Origin of the sequence: Cohnella sp. GCM10012308 (assembly GCF_042649185.1) — a bacterium.
GTDB lineage: Bacteria > Bacillota > Bacilli > Paenibacillales > Paenibacillaceae > Cohnella.
Genome location: NZ_JBHRYU010000002.1, coordinates 500092 through 520409 on the forward strand (window position 1 = coordinate 500092; position 20318 = coordinate 520409).

Sequence of the window (20318 nt, forward strand, 5' to 3'; positions counted from 1 at the left end):
ACGAATCCGGATCCGCTCGTTTTATTTTTGCGTTTTCCAGGCATCGATCTGCCGCTGCATTTCCTGTACGATCTCCTTGGCGCCGGCTTTGTTCAGCTTGTCGGTGAACTCGGCGAGCGCCTTGGCCGTGTCGAGCGAGCCCGATCCGAGCGCGGGCATATATTGATCGAATATGGCCGTGACGCTCGCCACCTGCGTCTTCACCGCATCCGGATTAAAGACGAAGCCGAGGATCGGCGACAGCTTGGCGGCCTCGACGAACGCCTTCTGGGCCTCGACCTGCGCGACACGGTCCGGGCTGTAGTCGTACAGGATCCACGGATCCGCGAACAGCCAGCCGCCGCCGTTGAGATCGTAGCCGTTGGTCTCTGCCGTGACGCCGTCCGGCCGCTTGATGATCTTGATGTCCGAGGAACTGTCGACGACCGCGTAATGCTTGCCTTCGATCCCGAACGCGAACAGGTTGAGCAGCACGGGGTCCGAGTTCACCAGGTCCAGCAGCATCATCGCTCTTTCGGGATTTTTGCTTGTTTTGCTGATTGCGGTCATGCTGGAGAAAATGCCGGACGTCGTGATCTCGGGTTCCGTCGTCGTGACCTGGTAAATATCGAAGCCGTAGTTGTTTTTGAACGACACATCCCAGCCCGGCGCGGCATTGTCGACGATGCCTGCGAATTTCTTCGCCTTCAGCGGGGTATCGGAATCCTTCAGCGAGACGGAGTCCTTGTTGATGAAGCCCTTCTCGTTCCAGCTTCTCATCAGCTCCGCGTATTGCTTAAACTCAGGCGTCTCATATTGGTTGACGACCGTAAGCGAGTCGTCGCCTTGCTTGACGGCGCCCGGGAGCTTGTTGTCGATGAACATATAAGGAAGCGTATACATGGCCAGATAAGAGCGTTGGTTGTTGTCCATGCCGACGGGGATAATCCCTTTCTCGTTCTGTACGATCTGCGCGTACAGCGGCTCGAAATCCTCCAGCTTCTTGATGCCGTTCGGATCGAACTGGTACTTGTCGGCCAGCTCCTTGCTGACGTCGATCCCGCGCTGCAGCGCCATGGCGCTGATGTTGTACGGAATCGCGTACAGCTTGCCGTTGACTTGCGCGGAGGGCAGGTACTTGCCGAACTTCTCCTTCAAATGCGGGCCGTACTGATCGAGCAGATCGTTTAAGGGGACATACGCGCCTTTGCCGGCATTGGTGATGTAATTGTTGAACCACGATGCCGTGAAGACGAGATCGAGATTTTCCCCCGTCGCCGTCATCGCGTTGATCTTTTGCTCGAAGGAGCTCCAATCGATGAACTTGATTTTGACGGTCGCGTTAATCTTGTCCTTCAGATATTTGTCGATCTCGGCTTCCACCAGCTCGGTGTCTTTTTGCGGCGTGCCGGGAACGTACCAGGACAGCTCCACCGGCGCCAGACTGGCCGCGGTCGGTGCGGATTCGGAAGCTGCCGCGCTTGCCGAAGCCCCCGCGGACGCCGAAGCTTTTGCCGTTTCTGACGCGGTATCGTTCTCTCCGTTGTTGTTGCCGCAGCCCGCCAGTATCATCGTCCCGGCCATGCATGCGGACAAGACCAACCCTTGCCATTGCTTTGCCCTTTTCATTTTCTTTCCTCCCTGTGTCTACGTATGACAGTCCATCTATACTTATCCGGGCTCCCGGTATAAGCCGTTATCGTTATCCTTTGACCGCGCCGACCTTCAGTCCCGCCACGAAGTACCGCTGCACGAATAAGAAAACGAACAGGATCGGTCCCGTTGCGAGGACGGCGATGGCCATCCTGGTGTTCTCGCCGGGCAGGTGGATCGCCATTCCCGGCATCGGATTCGCTTTGATCGCCGACAAGTTCTGCATGATCGTGTACAGCAAATATTGCAGCGGGAACTTGTGGCTGTCGTCCAGGTACAGAAGTGCCAGATACCAGTCGTTCCAATACATTAAAATGATGAACAAACCGACGGTGGCGATTGCCGGGAGCGACAGCGGAAGCACGATGTTCCACAGAATTCTCAGCTCCCCGGCCCCCTCCAGCTTGGCGCTTTCGAGCAGCGGCTCCGGTATTTCGGAAAAATAGGTTCTAAGGAGCAGCACGAACCACGGTACGATCAGATACGGAAGAATGAGCGAGCCCAGACTGTTTTTCAGATGCAGCGTCTGAGTGACCAGCATATAGCTAGGCACCAGTCCGCCGTTAAACAACATCGTGAAGTAAATAAAGAACGCGAAGCCGCGCCTGTACGCGAAGTCCCGCCGGGACAGCGCATACGCAAGGCAGGACGAGATCAACAGGCTGAGCGCAGTACCGACGATCGTGACGATAATGGTCACTTCATAAGCAGAAAAAATTTGCGACGGATTCGACAGAATGTAGCGGTACGCGTACATGCTGATCGATTTCGGTATGATCGTATAGCCGTATTCGGCGATCGCCGTCTCGTCCGAGAACGAGGCCGATACGACGAGAAGCAGCGGAACGATGCAGACGACGGCGAGAAGAAGCAGCGTCAGGTGAACGAACCCTCGGCCCCATTCGATTTTGCGGCTCATGCCATTACATCCTTTCTTAGAACAAAGCGTTTTCCGGATTTACTTTTTTAACGAGCCAGTTGGATATGCACACAAGGATAAGCCCGCATACCGCCTGGTACAAGCCTGCCGCCGTGGCCATGCCCGCGTCGCCCAGTACGCGGAAGGTACGGAATACGTAAGTATCAATGACGTCGGTCGTGCTGTACAACGCGCCGCTGTTCTGCGTGACGTTGAAAAACAGGCCGAAATCCGCGAAAAAAATTCTTCCGACCTGCATGAGCACCATAATGGTAATGAGCGGGATGAGCAGCGGAAGCGTGATTTTTCGAATCTGCTGGAGCCTGGTCGCCCCGTCCATCGTCGCCGCCTCGTAATACTCCTTGTCGATGCCCAGCATTCCAGCCAAGTAAATGAGACTGAAGTAGCCGACGTTTTTCCATACATAGACGAGGACCATTATCGCCGGCCAGTATTGCGGCTTCGTATACCACTGAACGGCATCCAGCCCTGCAGCTTCCAGCAGTCGGTTCACCGTGCCGGTATCGTAGTTGAGCAGCGCATAAGCGAAGTAGCCGACGATGACCCAGGAGATGAAGTAAGGAAAAAACAGCACTGATTGATAGGACTTCACGAGCCACTTGTTGCGCACTTCCATCATGAGCAAGGCGACGACGATCGAACCGAGGAGCGAGAATACGATGAACAGGGCATTTAAATAGACCGTGTTGATCGTGCTGTTGAACGCATCCCGCGTCGCGAACAAATACTTGAAGTTGTCGAAGCCCGACCATCGGCTCCCGAATATGCCGTCCGTAAAGTTGTATCGCTTGAATGCGAGTACGACGCCGAACATGGGCAGATAAGAGAATAGAATGACGGCGATCGTAGCCGGCGCGGCCAATAACAACAGCCATTTGTTACGTTTAAAAGTAACGATGAAGCTTGATCGGTTGGTGCGGCGGCTGCCCTGTATGCGCACCGATTTCATTGCTCGCGAGCCCCTTTCCTTGGAAGATAGGCTCATCTTAGCATCGGTTTTTGCCGGTCCGGTAGTTTAAATCCACGATCGAACTTTGTTTTGACGATGTACGGGCTTTAGATTGCCGTACGGATAGGAAGTGCAGCCCGATTATGGGAGCGCTCGTCCGGATGTCGATGCCGCTGAATAGAAATATAGGGGGACATGCGGGAGAGGCAACAAGGAGAAGGTCTGGGGGGCACGGCTGAAGACGGAATCGATGGTATGTAAGTTGGCGTAATTCAGCTCGAAAAGCAGCAGGAATAAATTGGCACGCAACAAGATGCTGCCAAGATATTCATGCCGCCGTTTTAAGCGCCGATATTCAGTTTACAGACCTGTCACTCCGTCTTTACCCGCTCACTCAAACATTCAAACATGCGATGGGGGTTTTTTCTTGAAAAAGTTCAGTTCGGTGGCTATGGCGCTTGTTTTGGCTCTCGGTGTCGTTTATGGTTTCTCGTCCTATACCGAAAAGCCGGCATACGCCGCAAGCAGCACGACTACGCAAGTGTTCTCCGCCGCCGCCGACTTCGGAACTGTGCAGGGCCAACATCAATGGTATTATCAGAAGCTCGTAGGCTCCGTGTACACGGATCTCGTATATAATGCCGCGAACAAGCGCTGGCAACCTGCGAACGCCGCTTATCCCTGGGTCTCTGGCGATAAGCAGTATCCGGACGAGAACGCCGACTCCGTCCTCAAGTGGGTAGCGCCGGATAAGGGCACGATCGCGATTACCGGAGAAGTATCCAGAAGCTCCGAGCAAGGGGACGGCATCGTCGTTACGGTCCTCAAGGACAGCAAGATGCTGTGGAAAAATACGCTGACGCTTGTCAAAGGCTACGCGCCGAAGAGCGTCGGAAGCGTTCCGGTCGAAAAAGGAACGGCGATCTACTTCATCGTAAACCGCAGAAATACCGCTGTCGGCGACGAAACGCTCTGGAGTCCGACTATCGAATTCAAGTCCGATACGCCGGCTGCAACGCCGACTCCAACACCGACACCTACTCCGACTCCAACGGCAAAACCGACTGCCACGCCTACACCGACTCCGACGCCTACCGCTACGCCGTCGCCGGCAGCCAAGCCGACAGTAACGGTCGCTCCGACGGCAACGGCCCCTACGCCTATATCAACACCTACTCCGACACCTACTCCGACGCCTACACCGACGCCTACTGCCAAGCCGACTGCAACCGCAACGCCTACACCGGCAGCAGGCATCGACGTGACGAGCTGCGGCGCCATCGCTGACGACGGCAAGGACGACTATGCCGCCTTCGTTTCCTGCCTGACCAAGGCCAAGACGCAAGGCAAGCTCGTAACCGTGCCGGCCGGCAATTTCACGCTCGCCAAAATCCTGACGCTTGACGGCATCAGCCTGCGCGGCGCAGGCAAGGACAAGACGACGCTCACCTCCACCGACCCGCAGAACGGCTCCATCGACATCAAGGGCGACGGCGTCACGCTAAGCGGCATTAAGCATGCGTATGCGACGACGGTCGCGCGGGGCAACGGCGCGAACGAGAAAAACAGCATCACCGTCCGCAGCGCTACGAATTTCGTCATCGACAACATTTATGTGTACAAGTCCAGCACGGCCGGCATTATGGTCACCTATGAAGCCAAGGGCGGCCGGATCACGAATAATGTCGTCGATTCGACGGGCGCCGACGGCATTCATATGACGAACGGCAGCAGCGATATAACGGTCGAAGGCAACCTGGTAAAAGGCGTCGGCGACGATACGATCGCGGTCGTCAGCTACGACGAGCCGGCCGTCAAGAACATCACGATCCGCAACAACGATGTCGGATACGGCTCCCTGGCGCGCGGCATCTCCGTCGTGGGCGGCACAGACGTATTAATTGAAGGCAACTCCGTCAAAGATACGCAAATGGCCGGCATTTATATCGCCTGCGAAGGCTCGTACAATACGACCAACGTCAACAACGTTACGGTCAAAGGCAATACGGTCGACCACACAGGCATCCAGGAGCCGCAGAACCATCCGAACGTGCTCGTGTACGCGTCGACCGGCGTGATCGACAACGTTACCTTCACGGGTAACACGATCAAAAACGCCGCGCACCGCGGAATCGGAGTATGGGGCGACGGTCAGATCAAGGATATCTACTTCACGGGCAATACGCTGATTAACGACAAGGGCGCCAATACGACATTCAAAAACGGCACGATCCACTTGAAGGACAACATCGGCTTCTAAGCTTGGCCGACTATATTGGACCGGCGGCAGGATCCCGCCGCCAACCGTTGCAAAAAAACGCTGCACAGCGCCACATGGCGGGTCCCCGCCGCCAACCGTGGCAAAGAAACGCTGTACAGCGCCACATAGCGGGTCCTCGCCGCCAACCATGGCAAAGAAACGCTGTACAGCGCCACATGGCGGGACCTCGCCGCCAACCGTGGCAAAGTGACGCTGTACAGCGCCACATGGCGGGACTTCGACGCCACCGTGGCAAAGAAACGCTGTACAGCGCCACATGGCGGGACCCCGCCGCCAACCATGGCAAAGAACCGCTGTACAGCGCCACATGGCGGGACCCCGCCGCCAACCATGGCAAAGTGACGCTGCACAACGCCACATGGCGGGACTTCCCCGCCAGCCCAGGCGAAGCAGCCTTTTGAGACAGCCCTGTTTTTCATTCGCCACATATAAGTAAATCCGCCAGGCGGACTGCGCGTCGTCGAACATCTTCAGCAACCGAAGTCCGTCTTCTTCGGCGTTCACGACGGGAACGGCCGCGAAAATATAGCGGCCGCCCATCGCTTTAAACGCATCTATGTCCAGCTGCAAATCGTTGATTTGCGCAGAAGTGTCCTTTTTAAACTCGGCGTTCTTTCCAAGCTCGCTGGCGAACAGATAGCAGCGGCTGCCCCATTCGTCGAAATAAGCTTTTAAATCCGGACTTTTGTCCAGCTCCTTGGCGATGATCTTCCGGAAATCATGCTTGTACGTCAGCGGATAATAATTATTGTAAGAATCCAGCGTGTAAAAGCCGTTATATTGCGCAATGGACGGATGCAGTCCGATGCTGGCTACCCGGTAGGAATCGAGAGGCTTGCCGATATAAGCCCGGATCTGCCTGAACTGGTCCACCGCGTAAAACTGTCCGATCGACGGCTGCCCGTCGACGCGGTACACGATCTCGTCATTGCAGAAGAAGAGAAAGACGATCTGCGCGATCAGAAAAAAGCGCACGTTCTTGCGCCACTTGCCGCCCAGTCTCCAGAGGATGCACAGGCCAAGCGCAAAACTGACGTAAATGACGAGCGGATGCAGAAAGTGAAACCGCCCAAAATTAAACGTCGTCAACAAAGAGAAGCGTTCCTTGATCGGCTCCCACGCTTTGTAAAACCAGAAGGCGTACCACAAGGACAACATGAAATTAAGCCCCAGCAAATAAACGAATCTTTTGTCGGCGCGCCAGCTTCTACGCTCGAACACGATTTTTAAAGCAGTCAAGAAAACGGGCAGAATCACCACGGCCTGCATCGTTAATACATGACTGTGACCCCAAACAAAATTGATGAGGGCGAGTCCGATCGTCTTCAACAAACCATTCGTGGATTCGACGAACTCCGAACGGCTGGTGGGGATGTCCGTTGCGACGAGCCCTACAACAAGGCGATATTCGATCGCCAAATAAAGCGCGGTCATGAATCCGATACTCCACAGAAAAACGGGGTTCCATTTGCACTTTTTGATCGCGTCCCGCAGCCACAGCAAGCCCATCGCCGTCAGAAAAAAGAAAAATCCGAGAACGAAGCTGGAGTACAGCGGCAGAAGCGCGATAACGGCCCACGACCGCCAAGACTTCGCCCTGTTGCGAATATTCAAAAAAGCCCACAGCGCCAATGGCTGTCCCAACGTGCTGAGCATGCCCGGCGGCCAAAACGGCGTCAAGGCAAAAGCGAGCGCAACGCCGACGCGAATCAGGCCGGCGTCTTGCTGCGCGAGCAAGTGTCTTTTAAGCAGCAAGTACATGCCGAAAAAAGCGACGATCCTCGTGATGAGCTGGCTCGCCGCATAAGCCGTCATTGTAGGAAAGAGCGCGTACAGCCAGACGATGCCGCTGAACTCCGTCCCGTATGCGCCCCGCGGCAAACCGTTCATCACCTGCCGCATGGTTGACCTGCCTATCCTTTAAGATTGCCGATTGCCCACTGCCGATTGCCTTTTTGCCGATTAAGACTGCCATCAATCCCCCACGGCTCGCAGCTTCCGCAGAATCTCCAGCAGCATCACATGGAGACTGATCCATGCGCCCCCGAACACATAGCCTGCGAAGACGTCGCTAGGGTACTGCACCCCAAAATAAATCCGGCTGACGCCCACCGCCAGGCAGACCAAGATGACGCCCAGCACGAGGGGAACCCGTACATAACGAAAGTGGTAGTGGCGCAGCAGCAGGAATGCCGAAAATCCGCAGACCGTCAAGGTAATCAGCGTTTCCTCGCTGGGGAACGTATTAAAAAGCTGAACGTCCGCCGCGACCGGCCCCGGACGATGGAAGACCGTGCGCAATATTTCGTCGAGAAACTCCCCGCCTACGACAACCCATACGAGAAAGAGCAGGTCGAGCCTACGCTCCTTGCTGTGCAGCATGATCCAAATCGCCGTCAGGCCAAGCACGGGACCATACAAATAAAGCGTGCCGAGCTGCTCGAAGGCGTGCATCCATCCGTCCCAACCGGGACCGAAGGAGGCGATGACCAGAAAGGACGCAATCTCGTCGAATTGCCCGAACTCCTGCCCCAAAAAGTCCTGAATCACGCCGAGCATTAACGAGAAAAACGCTACGAAGACGGCGAAGGAAGCCAGCAGCAAAAAACGCACCTTGCCGAACGAATGAAAGCGGCGCACCCCTTGCGTCAGAAGCTGCATAAGCGTGTCGAAGACTCGTCCCTTGTATTTCCTGTAAACGTAAACCAACCCGGCCACAACGGCCGAGGCGATGCCGAAGATGATCATATAACGGTTGACCGTCGAGTGGTAGAGCTCCCACTTGGGACCCAGCACCTTGCCCAGGGAGATAAACAGCCCCACCCAGAATATCGCGCCGGTATATGCATAAAGCGCATAACGCCGGAAAGGCATGCGGGTCACGCCGCAAAAATATCCGGTTATATGGCGGACGCCGGGAATAAAATAAGCGACGAAAAGCAGCTTGTCCCCGTACTTTTCAAACCAGAGGGTCAGCTTGTCTATGCGCGCTTCCGTCAGATGGACGCGATGCCCGTAACGAACGATAAACGGCCGGCCCAGCCGGTACCCGATCCAGTAAGAGAGCGTCACGCCGCTCAACACGCCCGCGCCTGCCGATACGATGCTGAACAGCCAGCTCAATTTTTGTTCATATACAAAAAGTCCGATGTAGCTCATCATCATCTCGCCGGGAAGCGGCAGTGCGAGCATCTCGAGACACAGGAACAAGAAGATAAGTCCATATCCGTAGTGCGCCAGCAAGTTTGTCAGCATGTCCAACGGCAATCGCCTCCCTGATGCGCAAAAGCGGCCAGCTTGATGGTATCATTCCTACTTACACCGGCTTTTAACACTTTGCTTCTGTTCATAACAAAGGACGTCGAAATAAATGCCGTTGTTCATCGCGAATAAAATATTTTTTCTGAAAGATCGATCAGGGTATACTTTGTGTACGAACATTGGATAAGGAGAACAATGATGGCAAAAAACAAAAGGGAGCTCCCTCGCCTGAAGGCGCTGAAGCTCCTGTCCACGCTGTACCGGTTAAAAGTGATACAAATCCTGATCCCGCTTGCCGTCATCGGACTTATAATATGGGAAGGCCAGGCTGAATTCCGCCGGATCGACTGGGCGGCCACGCTGCATGTGTTGCGTCAGATAGAGCCGTCGAGGCTGCTCATGCTTATCGCATCGTCTCTGGTTGCCGTCGCGGCGGTCGGCGGCTACGAATTCGTCCTTCGCCGGCATTTCCGGCTTACCATCGGACGCTGGACAACTTTTCGCATTGCTTGGATCGCCAATACCTCGAATAGCGTCATCGGCTTCGCCGGCGTCGCTGGAGCCGCGCTGCGTACCTATCTTTACCGCAACCGCGGTCTATCCGTTCCGACGATAACGGCCATCATCGCCTTCCTGTCTACCATCACGATGACAGGCATATCGCTGCTGGCCTGGGGAGGCATCGGCGGGCTTTTTCCGATCGACGCGGTGGTTCGAACCCATCGCTGGACGCTTTATGCCGTCTGGGCCATCGCGCTTTACCTGCCCGGCTATTTGCTGTTTCAACGCACTTCTTTTTATGCGAAATGGCTGAACCGCGACTTGCCGCGAATGAATCCGTCCACCATCGTCGCATCCGTGCTCGTCTCCGTGGCGGAGTGGGCATTGGCCGGCGCCGTGTTCTGGATGATCGGATCGACGCTGCTTCCGGACCTCCCCTTCCTTACGGCGATGGGCATCTTCACCGTCGCTGCCGTGGCGGGACTGGTGAGCCTCGCCCCCGGCGGCATCGGGGGCTTTGACCTGATCGCGCTGTTCGGTCTTCAAGCGCTCGGCTACGCGCCGGAGAATGCCGCCGCGGTGCTCGTTCTATTTCGCATCCTCTATTATCTGTTCCCTTGGCTTATCGGGCTCATCATGGGCGTCTTCGAATTTGCCCAGAACCGGCAGAAGACAGCGGAGACCGATGAAGACGCGGTAGAGGATTCGCTGAACGGCTGGCAGCGCTTGTGGGAATTCCCCGGCCAGCACGCCTGGATCTCCGAATTCGGCGCTTGGGCGCTCGGCAAGCTGGTGTTCTTAAGCGGAGGCGTCCTGCTCCTGTCGGCCGCGACCCCCGGCCTGCTCGGGCGGCTGGAATTCGCCGAGGAGCTTCTATCCGCGCCGCTCATGCGCTTATCTCACCAATTAAGCCTTATTATCGGATTGATGCTGATCGTTCTGTCCTGGGGCATTTCCCGCAGAATCAAACGCGCCTATCAGTGGACGTTCGGCCTGCTGTGCGCAGGCGCTTTATTTACCTTCACCAAAGCGTTTGATTTCGAGGAAGCGATTTTTCTGCTGTTTGTCGCCCTTTTGCTTTATTTATCGCGGGCGCGCTTCTACAGAATCGGCGCGCCGATCCCTCGGGAACGCATGGCGGTCTGGGCCGCAACCACGCTGCTCATCGCCTATGTCTACGATATCGTAGCCGCCGGTACCGTGCCTCAATTTGTGCACCGGATTCCGGACAATCGCTACCTTCATCTGATTCTGAACCCGACCGAGCACACGATCGCCGTCGTGACGGGCCTCGGCGTGACCTGGCTGCTCCTGTCGCTCGCGCTGCTGCTGCGGCCGAACAAGATAACGGCCCGCGGCGCCTCCGCCGAGGAGCTGGACCAGGTTCGCGATTTTTTGAAGGGCGCCCGGGGCAACCTGCTCACGCACATGCTGTTTGCGGGGGACAAGCATTTTTTCTGGGCTTGCGACGGCCGCGTTCTCATTCCTTATTCGATCATTCGCAACAAGTTCGTGGTACTTGGAGACCCGCTGGGCGATCCGGCGCTGATTAGCAGCGGCATTCAGGAATGCCAGCGGCACGCGGATTTGTACGATCTGGAGGTCGTTTTTTACCAGGTAGCCCCTGCCTATTTACCGATTTATCATGAAAATGGCTACCGTTTCTTTAAGCTGGGCGAAGAAGCGCTGGTTAATCTGTCCACCTTCTCTCTAGTAGGAAAGGCCAACACCAACCTTCGCAATGTCATCAATCGCTTTGAACGCGACGGCTACCGGTTCGAGGTGCTGCAGCCTCCGCATGAGCCGCCAGCGCTGGAGCGTCTGGGCCGGATCTCGGCGGCATGGCTCAAGGGCCGGCGGGAAAAAAGCTTCTCGTTGGGCTGGTTCGAGACCGCCTATCTGCAGAAAGCGCCGATCGCGGCGCTGCTCGCGCCCGACGGGCAAGCGATCGCATTCGCAACGCTGGCGCCAAGCTACGACGACGGGCGGACGATGTCCATCGACCTCATGCGCCATCTGGCGGATACCCCGAACGGGACCATGGACTTTTTGTTTATCCGTCTGCTCGAGTGGTCCCGGGAACAGGGCTATTCCGTCTTTAACCTGGGCATGGCCCCTCTCGCGAGCGTCGGCGAGGCCCGCGCCGCCATGCGCGAGGAAAAGCTGGCGAACCGGCTCTACGAATACGGCGGGCACTGGTACGGCTTCAAGGGACTGCGCAAATACAAAGAGAAATTCCGTCCAAATTGGGAACCTCGATATTTGGCTTATCCTGCGCGCGTCTCGCTGCCCGTGCTGCTAGTCGAATTAATCCTGCTGATTGCCCGGCGACCGAATAAACGGAGCAAGGGCGAGGCCGAACGAGCGGAGCAATAGGAACCATAGACCTGTAGCCCGAAGGCGCGCCACGCGCGGCCTTCGGGCTATTTTATTTCGTCTCGTACAATCAGTCCGTTTGAGACCAGATCTTATACATCACCTGCGCAGCTTCGGCCCTCGAAGCGAATGCGGTCGGACGGAACGCATCGTTGCTGCCTTGCAGGATGCCGGACGCAGACAACGCCTTGATGCCGTCTCGCGCATAAGCGGCGATCTCGGATTCGTCTTTAAACACCATGCTTGCCGCCTGACTCTCGGATGCTGCGAGCCGTCCCGTCGAGACAAGCGCCCGATAGACCATCGCGCTCAGCTCTTGCCTTGATATCCGCTCGCTTGGCCTAAAGCTGCCGCTGCCGTCTCCTTTGACAATACCTGCCTTGGCCGCAGCGCGAAGCGCGGACGCATAGTAGGCGCTGGAGGACACGTCCTTAAAAGAAAGCGTCTCGCCGGAAATGCTGCCGTCATCTGTACGCAGCTCCAACGTTCTCGTCAGGAGCGTCAAAAATTCGGCTCGGGTTACTGCGGCTGCCGGATCGAAGGATCCGTCCGGTCTTCCCTTGACGATGTCCCTGGCTGCCATTGCGCCTACAGCCTGATGCGCCCAATGGGCAACGGGCAGATCCATGAACGTTTCTTCGCCGAACGCTACGGCATACGTGCTGAAATGCGGCGTTCGGAAAGCGACCTTGCCGTCCTTATACCGGCCATTGATGACTGAAGTGGATTGGCCGCTGCCGTCAATGAAGCGAACCGTGAGTCGCTCCTCGGCGTCTTGCTCCTCTTTAGAAGGCGTATAAGGAATCGCGATGCTGACTTCAGAGGACGCGTTGCGCCAATCCATTGGCGCTCCGTCGAGCTTAAGGCCTATATCGACTGCCGGTCGATTGCCGACGCCTGCGCTCGCGGCTTCGTCCCAACCTGCGCGACTCGCTTCTGCAATCGTAAATTCCGCAACCGAAGCGCCGTCTGCGGCCAGCATATCCGAATGGAGCGTTGCGGCGGCAATCGGCGTGTCCAGCGTAATGGACGCCGATTTCGAGTCCGTGCTCAGGGCCGCCGCCGGGAGTGCGATGCGATAAGCTTTTGCCGGTTCTTCCGACTTTGCCTGGATGACGATACGACGTACGCCATCTGCATCCGGCTTCGCCATTTCCATCGCCCGCTTCAGCGCATCGCTGCCGATGATGGCGGAAAGGATGCCATTTGCCGGATCGCGGCTCAAGCGCGGCTTTAATACGACCGATCCGTCAGCGCCCGCGACGATCTCGACATCTGCAGACGGAGAAACCGTCCCCGTACCCGGCTCAGTGCCGTTTGTCGGAGAGCCTGTATAGGTGTATTCGGCTTGCAAAACGTTGCTTCCCGCTCCGGACGGTCCGATCGCGCGAACGCGATAAATGCCCGGCTTCTCGGAAAGGCTTACATAGCTGAAGCGAAAAGCGCCTGTTTCGTCCGTCTTTTTCTGATTGAAATAGTCTGTTCTTCCGTCCGGATCCGTGACCGTGACCAGCACTTCGGCGCCGGGCTCCGCAAGCCTGCCTTCGATGACGACCTTGCGGTCGCTTTGATCGATCGAGGCCGTCAAAGCTCCGGAAGCTGCTGCCGCCACGGCTGGCAGGAGCTGAACGAACAGCGCCGCGATCAGCAATATAATCCACTTTCTCATAGGCCATATCCTCCTCCGTTCCGGACGAGCTCTGTGCCGTCCGGAACTTGTAATACGCTTAACGGCTTACTTTCCGGCCAAGACGGCCGGCTCGCTTAGAATTCCGGAAGGGGCCAAGAAGTTGCTGCCGCTCACGACGAACAGCTTGGCCTTATAACCGGCAATCGCGTTCGGCAGCTTGAAGCCAGCCGTCAGCGTCGACGTCGCGCCGGCGCCGAGCGTTTGCGTTTGGTACGAGAAGTTAACCATCGCTCCGTCCTCGCCCGAGGCATCGAACAACGCCGTCACGAGCGTGACCGTCTGAGCCGTCGCGCCGTTGTTCGTCACTTCCAGAATGCCCGTGAGCAATTCGCCCGGCGCCAGACCCTCCGGCTGCTCGCTGCTGCCGACCTTGAAAGAGCTCGATATCGTAAACGGCGGCTCTGCGTTCACCGTGTAGACGACAGGCTGCTGTCCCTTGGTCGATTGCAGAATCACCTTCATGCCATCCTCGATCGCGCCCCCGGTTACAGGCGTCGTCCCGTCCGCGCGGAACAGGCCGAGCGTAGCGTTGACCGCGGCAAGCTGGCTCAGGAACGTATCGACCGACTCTCCGTTCCGAACGCCTCCGATCGAATACGCCGAGTCGTCGATCGCGTAAGCGGCAGAGGAGAGGAGCGATTCGTCCGTCAACACCTTAAACTCCTTCATCGTCGCCCAGTTGCCCCAGCCCGCGATCATGTTGACTCGCACGTAGCGATAGCTGCCCGCGACGTCGTCCGCAAAAGCGGGGCCTTGCACCGTATTGGACGACCGGTCGGCGAGCACCGTCCAGTCGGACCCGTCGTTGGAGCCTTCGAGCGTATACTTCCACGGATCGTTCGTCAGGTACAGCAGCTCGATCTTGCTCAGTCGATAAGGCCGTCCCAGATCCACCTGGAGCGATTGCGGCAGATCGCCGTTCGCGGCCACCCAGGCCGTCGCTTCGTCGCCGTCCACAGCCATGGCGGGATCGGAGCTTGGCGCATTGTTGCTCGAAGCCGTAACCGGCTTGCCCTGCGATACGACCGCGCTGGACGTCGCGCGCTCGGTGAGCAGAACCGTGCGGTACGAAGCGGCATCGCCGATCGTATTTTCGCCTTGGCCGAAGTTCGTCAAGATCCCCTTCAGCTGGCCGTTCGCGCGGAAATCGCCGATCATGACGCCCAAGCCCAGCTTCATGTTCGGTCCCGGCGTAAACGACTCCCCGTTTTTGCGCAGCGCGCTCCAAGGCAGGAACGCTTCGAGCGCATAACCGTCCGCCGTTAATTTGCCGGCCACCTTAACGCCTGCCCGGTAGTCGGCGCCGCCCCATTTCCAATGCTCGTACCAAGCCGCAGGTCCGCTATGGTCGCTGCCGGACGTCGGCACGAAATCGAAAATATAGGCATCGCCGGTACCCGACGTTTTGCGGTTCATCGGGTCGACCGTCAGCTGGATGACATCATTGTTATTGAGCGGATCGCCCTGGCCGTAAGGATTAAAATACTCGTTATCCCGAACGGTTCCCGCCAGATAGAGTCCGTAGGCGTCCCACATCAAGCGAACGTTGCCGGTCAGGTCCGTCTCGGTTGCGCCGATCAGGCTGCCTTCCCCATGCAGCACTTGCGCGTCGTCGCTCATCTCCACGCTTTCGGCCGACTGCCACTCCGCATCCGTAATATCGCCGTCGATGCTGGGCTTGGCCCCCGCCTTGCTCAAGGTCAGGACCGGCGTTGCCTTGGCGCTGCCGAAAAACACCCCGCCGACGACCGCCCTGCTGTCCGCAGCCCCGATCACCTTCACGACGACATGGCCCGCCGCCTCGAACACGTAATAAACGCCGTTTCCAAAGTCCTTGATTTCCTGCGGCTCGATCATGACATGTCCGGCTTCGTCTTCGACCGTAACGGACTGCTCCAGTCCCTCGCGATTCCAATCCGCCATATAGAAGGCGATCCGGTGCGTCAAGCCGTCCTTCATATCCAGATCGTAGACAAGCGCGCCTCCCTTATCCGCAGAGACCATTGCGCCTGCCGAACGCGCCGTGCCTTGCGCATTGGTCAGCGCTCTGCGATCGGAGGTCGACGCCTGCCAGGCTACCGCGCTCGCGCCGCTTGTCTCGTTCAGCGCGGCATAGTCGGGAAGCTTCGACTCGAATTTTTCCAGCTTATACCCTTCCCGTCCGAAGCGGCTGCGCCAATCGCCCGACGTTGCCGTATCGAGCTCGACGAATTCAGCCTGCAGGGCCTCCGGCAGGTATGTCATGTTCGTCAGCGCGAACCCGTCGGCGGTCCCTTCGAGGAACGGAACCTGCGCGTCGCCTCGATCGATGGTTACGTTCCGGATGGTTCCCGTCGTCTTGTTATTCGGGAAAAACTTGATGCCGCCGCTGGAATTCCCGGGGCTTCTGCCGAAATTGCGAACGGTCGCGCCGTCGACATGGGCGCCGTCGGTGCCGCCCACGCCGCCGTTGTCGAAGATCATGATGCCGGCGCCGTCGATGCCGTCTATAACGGCGTTGCGCAGCGTTACGTTGGAAGCGTCGGTACCGCCTTCAAAATCGAAGCCGACGCCGTCGTAGCCCTGCGAGCCTTTGCCGATGTTGCGAAGCTCGACCCCGTCAAACACGACGTTTTTCGAATTGGCGACGACGATGCCGCCGATGCCGTAAGGATTGACGCCGTCATGCGTGCCGCCCAGCATGCCTACGTTTTCCGCGCTGATATTCGTGATGGCCGCATCCGCCATAAACAGGAAGTTGAAACCCCATTGCTTGGCGTTTGTCGCTGTCAGGCCGTCGACCGTAACATCCTTGAATCTGGCGTTCGTACCGAACCCGGCCGTGTTCGTATATTGGGAAATGGCCCCTTGAAAAAGCGGCGTATTCACGTTGTCGAAGACGATCGACTTCATCGTTAGTCCGCGAAGATGGTACGTCGACGCATTGCCGTTCCCCTTCAAGGCGATCCCCGTCGAAAAGTGGTTATACAAATTCGGCTTGCTGTTGAAGGTATCGTCCATGTCGCGGATGTCGAGGTTTTCGAACGCGAGCGACCGCTTGTCGTAGACGCCGTCGAACTCCGCGTTGATGCCCATCATCGCCTTTTCCATCGCGATGCCGTCGATACGCCAGCCTTCCTCGTTGTGGAGCGTGATGGCCGATGCGTCCGTCAACTGCGGGGAAATAAGCGGCTTGTCTCCCGTTCCGTAGGACGACAGCTCGATCGGCAGTTCCGGCGTGCCGCTGCCGTGCAAGGTGAGCGTCTCTCCGGTCCATCGGTCGCCCGACTTGAGCAGAATGCGGTCTCCGGGCTGAAAAGTCTTCGCCGACACATGCGTCAACGTCTTCCAGGCGGTCGCCTCCGATAAGCCGTCCGCGGCGTCGTCCCCCCCGGATTGGCTGACGTAATAAACGGCCGAAGCCGCCGCATTCGCGACTGCCGGCGAGAATACAAAACCGACGAGCTGGAAAACAAGCAGGAGTGCAACAGCCGTCATAAAAGCCGGCCTCAAACGCGCATATTTCATAGGTGATCGTCTCCTTCTTAATATGAATTCGCTTTCAACTCGGCTAGAAAAAAAGGGGATCAGCCTTCCATTTGCCGAGCCCCTTCACTCATCGTCTGTATAAACAGGCATTCGTACGGCTGCAGCTGCAGCCGGAAAGGCAGAGTCACGCGGGATTGGCTTCCCGTCGCCGGGTCGGAAACGATGGCGTCGCGCCTGCCATCCGGCCATGCTTCCAGCGTCGCTTCCGCGATGCCGTCGCCGGCATGGAGCAGCATTAGCAATTCCTCGCCGTCCTTGCGGTAACGGCTCACGAGCAGCCGTGCGCCGGCCTCGGCTTCCGCGATCCGAAGCGCGGACTCCGCTATCGGTTCGGCGCGGGCAGCCCGAATTCTTGCTGCCGCTTCTACCCTTGGAACAAGCTCGCACGCGCGCATCCGCCGGACGACTTCGGCATGCTCACCGGCGTAAATGCCGCTCGCCGGCAGCGTCCCGGTCCATACGACCCGTCCGCCCGACGCTTCGAAGCGCTGCAGCTTCGCAAGCACGGCGAGCGGAATGACCTCTACGCCCTGCATAAGCAAAACGCGATAACAACTGCCGCCGACTTCAAGCGCCCCATCCTTAAGCTTGGCATCCGCAATGGCCTGATCGTCGAGGAAGTTAAAATCCAGCCCTGCCGACAGCAGCTCGCGAGCCGTGGCCAACAGCGATTCGTGCCGGTCCCACATCGGCCCCGGCTGGCGGCGTACGGCTTGGCGAATCGGTATATAATCCGCCTGATAGGTCTCGATGCCGTAGTAGACGCCGACATCGGGCAGATGCGCCGCGCCCTCCAGCATGACACCGAGCCTGCCGACATGCGCGCAGTAGCGCCGGTATTGCTCCTCTCCCATTTCCAGAGCGTTGTAATAGGAGTTGATGTGCGTCACCCCGCCCATATACAGCAGATTGGCGGTTCCCGTCATGTCGCCTAGCGACGCATCGCCGTCGTATGTAAACGCGCCGGACGGATCGAAGTGAACCGGGCAGATCTCGGCCATCACGTCTCGCCGGCCGGCGGCCCGCGCAGCGGAGCTGACGAACTTCGGCGCGAGCAAATAGCCGAAGGGATCGTCGAGGTACCGCTGCGGCCTTGTCGTCAGCATGTCGACGCCGGGCAACGGCATCTCCCGCAGCACGCGCATGAGGCTGCCGTAGTAAGCGGCGTGATACACCATGCTCTCTTCCAGCAGCGCATGACCCGAAAATCGGATGCCCCGCGACCCGCACCAGTCCGCAAGCTGACGAAAATAACTGTCGGCAAGCAAGCTCGCGACGGTCCTGTAAAACTGCACGCGTACGGTTCGCTCCGCTTCGCCGTCGCCTTCGAACAGCGCATGAAGATAAGGCGCCAGCGCATAGCCATGCTCCCGCTCGAACCGGCCGGGCAGCGCCTCCGTCCACGGAACGGCGGCGCGCTCGTACGTTTCTTCCGTGTTTTGATAGGCGGCCATCAGGCTTGGCTCGTCGGTAAAAAAGGCGGACACCGCTTCGCCGATTCGTCCCTGGCCGATATGGGCCGCATACGGTTCGTACGTCGTCTCGATAAACCGCCGAACCGCCCGGCTGTCCAACAGATTGGGGTAACGCCGCGGCGACCAGCCGTTCCGCTCCGCATGGGTGCCTTCGTACAGGTACTTCTCCACGTATGCGTGCAGCACCCATTCCCCTTCGATGCCGTTCGTCCGCACCGTCGCGCCGTCATCGGCCGCTTCCGCGCAGCGCGCAGTCGCGCCGCTCGCCGCTTCATCTAGCGAATGCAGCGATGCGGAATAGAAGCGAATGCCGTCTTCCGGCAGCGTCACGACCACCGGCGCAAGGCCGCTGCCCGTCACCGAAATCCGGTACAACCCCCGCGCCTGCAGCTCCGGATGGCCTGACAGCGTGAGGCCGTCCGCAGAGCCGCTGGGATAGCCTTTTTCGTCGTACAGCCAGATGCCGAGTCCCCTACCGCTCGCCGCGTCCAATTGCGCATCAAGCTCGCGGAAGGCGCGCTCGTCCCGCAAATAGCGATCGTCCCAGGACACGTTCGTCACGATGCCGCCGATCCCGAGCGACGCCAGGCGTTCCAGCTTCTCCTGCGGGTCGTCGCCCCATTCATGAACGATCTGATAGGGCCGATATCGCAGCGGAGGCGTTTCGAACGCATTTTCTCCGCCGCCGTTCGCGACGTTTGCATCGTCCGCGTCATTCACGTCGTTCACGTCGTTCTTGTCGTTCATCGTCACAAAACCCTCCCCGTTCGCCTGCCCGCGCAACCTAGCCTTTTACCGAGCCGACGACAAGGCCCTTCAGCAAATACTTCTGCGTAAACAGGAAGAACAAGATCATCGGTATGGCGGACAGGAAGCAAAGCGCGTACACCGGTCCCCAATCCACCGTGGCGTTGGCGCCCATGAATTTGTAAACGGACATCATGAGCGGCGCGACCTTGCCGGCATTCAGATAAATCAGCGGGCCTTGAAAATCGTTCCAGTACCAGTACACGGTCGTCGTGACGATCGTTGCGGTCGCCGGCTTGAGCAGCGGCAGGATGATGCGGAAGAACGTCTGGTACCGCCCGCAGCCGTCGATGAATGCCGATTCTTCCAGCGCCTGCGGGATCGTTCTCGTGAAGGCCGCGAAGAACAGCGAAGCGAATGCCGTGCCTCCCGCCACATAGATGATGATCAGAAAAACGGGCGTGTTGATCAGATGCGTCGCCACCCCGAGCTTATAGAGCGGCAGCATGCTCGTCTGGGCGGGAATGATCTGGCCTGCCGCGAACAGCGCATACATCCATTTGATCCATCTGCGCTCGGAGCGGCTGATGATATAGCCGGCCATCGAGGACAGCAGGACGATAAAAAAGAGGGTAACGGCGCAGATGACGACCGTGAGCGACAGAGACGCGAAGAAATCCGTGTTGCGCAGCATGGTCCTGTAATTGCTCAAGTCCGTAATATCCGGCATGTAAAAGGCGTCGAAAATATGCGCTTTATCCTTGAACGTATTCAGGAAGAACAGCAGAAACGGAGCAAGGAACAGCGCACCCATGAGCCATGTGACGGTTTGGGACGCGACGTGAAGAGGCGACCGCGATGCGGCCGCTCCCGCCGGCACGCGATTGACGCGATCGACCTGCCGTTTGGCACGGGCCGAAGTCTGAAGCGCGCTCATC

10 protein-coding genes and 1 pseudogene are annotated in these 20318 nt (G+C 58.1%); 2 read left to right on the forward strand and 9 right to left on the reverse strand.

The annotated features are described in order from the left end of the window. Positions 1–21: 21 nt before the first annotated feature. The 3 genes from ACFOTD_RS05320 to ACFOTD_RS05330 all read right to left on the reverse strand — a co-directional run bounded on the left by ACFOTD_RS05320 (position 22) and on the right by ACFOTD_RS05330 (position 3521). Positions 22–1608 carry an ABC transporter substrate-binding protein gene (locus tag ACFOTD_RS05320; protein WP_378116451.1) on the reverse strand — a complete coding sequence of 529 codons (1587 nt, stop codon included), beginning with the start codon at positions 1606–1608 and terminating at the stop codon, positions 22–24. A gap of 73 nt (positions 1609–1681) precedes the next feature. Next, positions 1682–2551, reverse strand: coding sequence for a carbohydrate ABC transporter permease (locus ACFOTD_RS05325; RefSeq protein WP_378116453.1), 870 nt, complete (start codon positions 2549–2551; stop codon positions 1682–1684). A gap of 16 nt (positions 2552–2567) precedes the next feature. Next, entirely contained in the window at positions 2568–3521 is a 954-nt protein-coding gene (locus ACFOTD_RS05330; RefSeq protein WP_378116455.1) for an ABC transporter permease, read from the reverse strand. 427 nt (positions 3522–3948) lie between these two features. Here ACFOTD_RS05330 and ACFOTD_RS05335 point away from each other — a divergent pair, with 427 nt between their 5' ends. After that, complete coding sequence (locus ACFOTD_RS05335; RefSeq protein ID WP_378116457.1) at positions 3949–5781, forward strand: right-handed parallel beta-helix repeat-containing protein; 1833 nt, start codon at positions 3949–3951, stop codon at positions 5779–5781. A gap of 441 nt (positions 5782–6222) precedes the next feature. On the opposite strand, the pseudogene ACFOTD_RS05340 reads toward ACFOTD_RS05335, so the two are convergent. Together ACFOTD_RS05340 and ACFOTD_RS05345 are read right to left on the reverse strand one after the other, a co-directional pair. Further along, a pseudogene (locus tag ACFOTD_RS05340) lies at positions 6223–7710 on the reverse strand (DUF6044 family protein); the annotation flags it as partial. 66 nt (positions 7711–7776) lie between these two features. Then, positions 7777–9057, reverse strand: coding sequence for a bifunctional DedA family/phosphatase PAP2 family protein (locus tag ACFOTD_RS05345; RefSeq protein WP_378116500.1), 1281 nt, complete (start codon positions 9055–9057; stop codon positions 7777–7779). A gap of 204 nt (positions 9058–9261) precedes the next feature. Between ACFOTD_RS05345 and mprF the strand changes: the two genes are divergently transcribed. Then, positions 9262–11940, forward strand: a complete 2679-nt coding sequence (gene mprF, locus ACFOTD_RS05350; protein ID WP_378116459.1) for a bifunctional lysylphosphatidylglycerol flippase/synthetase MprF — start codon at positions 9262–9264, stop codon at positions 11938–11940. Positions 11941–12010: 70 nt separating this feature from the next. Here mprF and ACFOTD_RS05355 read toward each other — a convergent pair whose 3' ends face one another. The 4 genes from ACFOTD_RS05355 to ACFOTD_RS05370 form a co-directional block, all read right to left on the reverse strand. Next, on the reverse strand, positions 12011–13609 hold the full coding sequence (locus tag ACFOTD_RS05355; RefSeq protein ID WP_378116461.1) for an S-layer homology domain-containing protein: 1599 nt from the start codon (positions 13607–13609) through the stop codon (positions 12011–12013). Positions 13610–13675: 66 nt separating this feature from the next. Continuing rightward, positions 13676–17137 carry a discoidin domain-containing protein gene (locus ACFOTD_RS05360; RefSeq protein WP_378116463.1) on the reverse strand — a complete coding sequence of 1154 codons (3462 nt, stop codon included), beginning with the start codon at positions 17135–17137 and terminating at the stop codon, positions 13676–13678. 59 nt (positions 17138–17196) lie between these two features. After that, positions 17197–19380, reverse strand: coding sequence for a glycosyl hydrolase (locus tag ACFOTD_RS05365; protein ID WP_378116465.1), 2184 nt, complete (start codon positions 19378–19380; stop codon positions 17197–17199). Positions 19381–19417: 37 nt separating this feature from the next. Further along, positions 19418–20317 carry a carbohydrate ABC transporter permease gene (locus ACFOTD_RS05370; protein ID WP_378116467.1) on the reverse strand — a complete coding sequence of 300 codons (900 nt, stop codon included), beginning with the start codon at positions 20315–20317 and terminating at the stop codon, positions 19418–19420. Between the last annotated feature and the right edge of the window lies 1 nt (position 20318).

Coding starts and splice junctions, on each gene's coding strand:
- ACFOTD_RS05320 (WP_378116451.1), bottom strand. CDS start 1,608: ATGAAAAGGGCAAAGCAATGGCAAGGGTTGGTCTTGTCCGCATGCATG.
- ACFOTD_RS05325 (WP_378116453.1), bottom strand. CDS start 2,551: ATGAGCCGCAAAATCGAATGGGGCCGAGGGTTCGTTCACCTGACGCTG.
- ACFOTD_RS05330 (WP_378116455.1), bottom strand. CDS start 3,521: ATGAAATCGGTGCGCATACAGGGCAGCCGCCGCACCAACCGATCAAGC.
- ACFOTD_RS05345 (WP_378116500.1), bottom strand. CDS start 9,057: ATGCTGACAAACTTGCTGGCGCACTACGGATATGGACTTATCTTCTTG.
- mprF (WP_378116459.1), top strand. CDS start 9,262: ATGGCAAAAAACAAAAGGGAGCTCCCTCGCCTGAAGGCGCTGAAGCTC.
- ACFOTD_RS05355 (WP_378116461.1), bottom strand. CDS start 13,609: ATGAGAAAGTGGATTATATTGCTGATCGCGGCGCTGTTCGTTCAGCTC.
- ACFOTD_RS05360 (WP_378116463.1), bottom strand. CDS start 17,137: ATGAAATATGCGCGTTTGAGGCCGGCTTTTATGACGGCTGTTGCACTC.
- ACFOTD_RS05365 (WP_378116465.1), bottom strand. CDS start 19,380: ATGAACGACAAGAACGACGTGAACGACGTGAATGACGCGGACGATGCA.
- ACFOTD_RS05370 (WP_378116467.1), bottom strand. CDS start 20,317: ATGAGCGCGCTTCAGACTTCGGCCCGTGCCAAACGGCAGGTCGATCGC.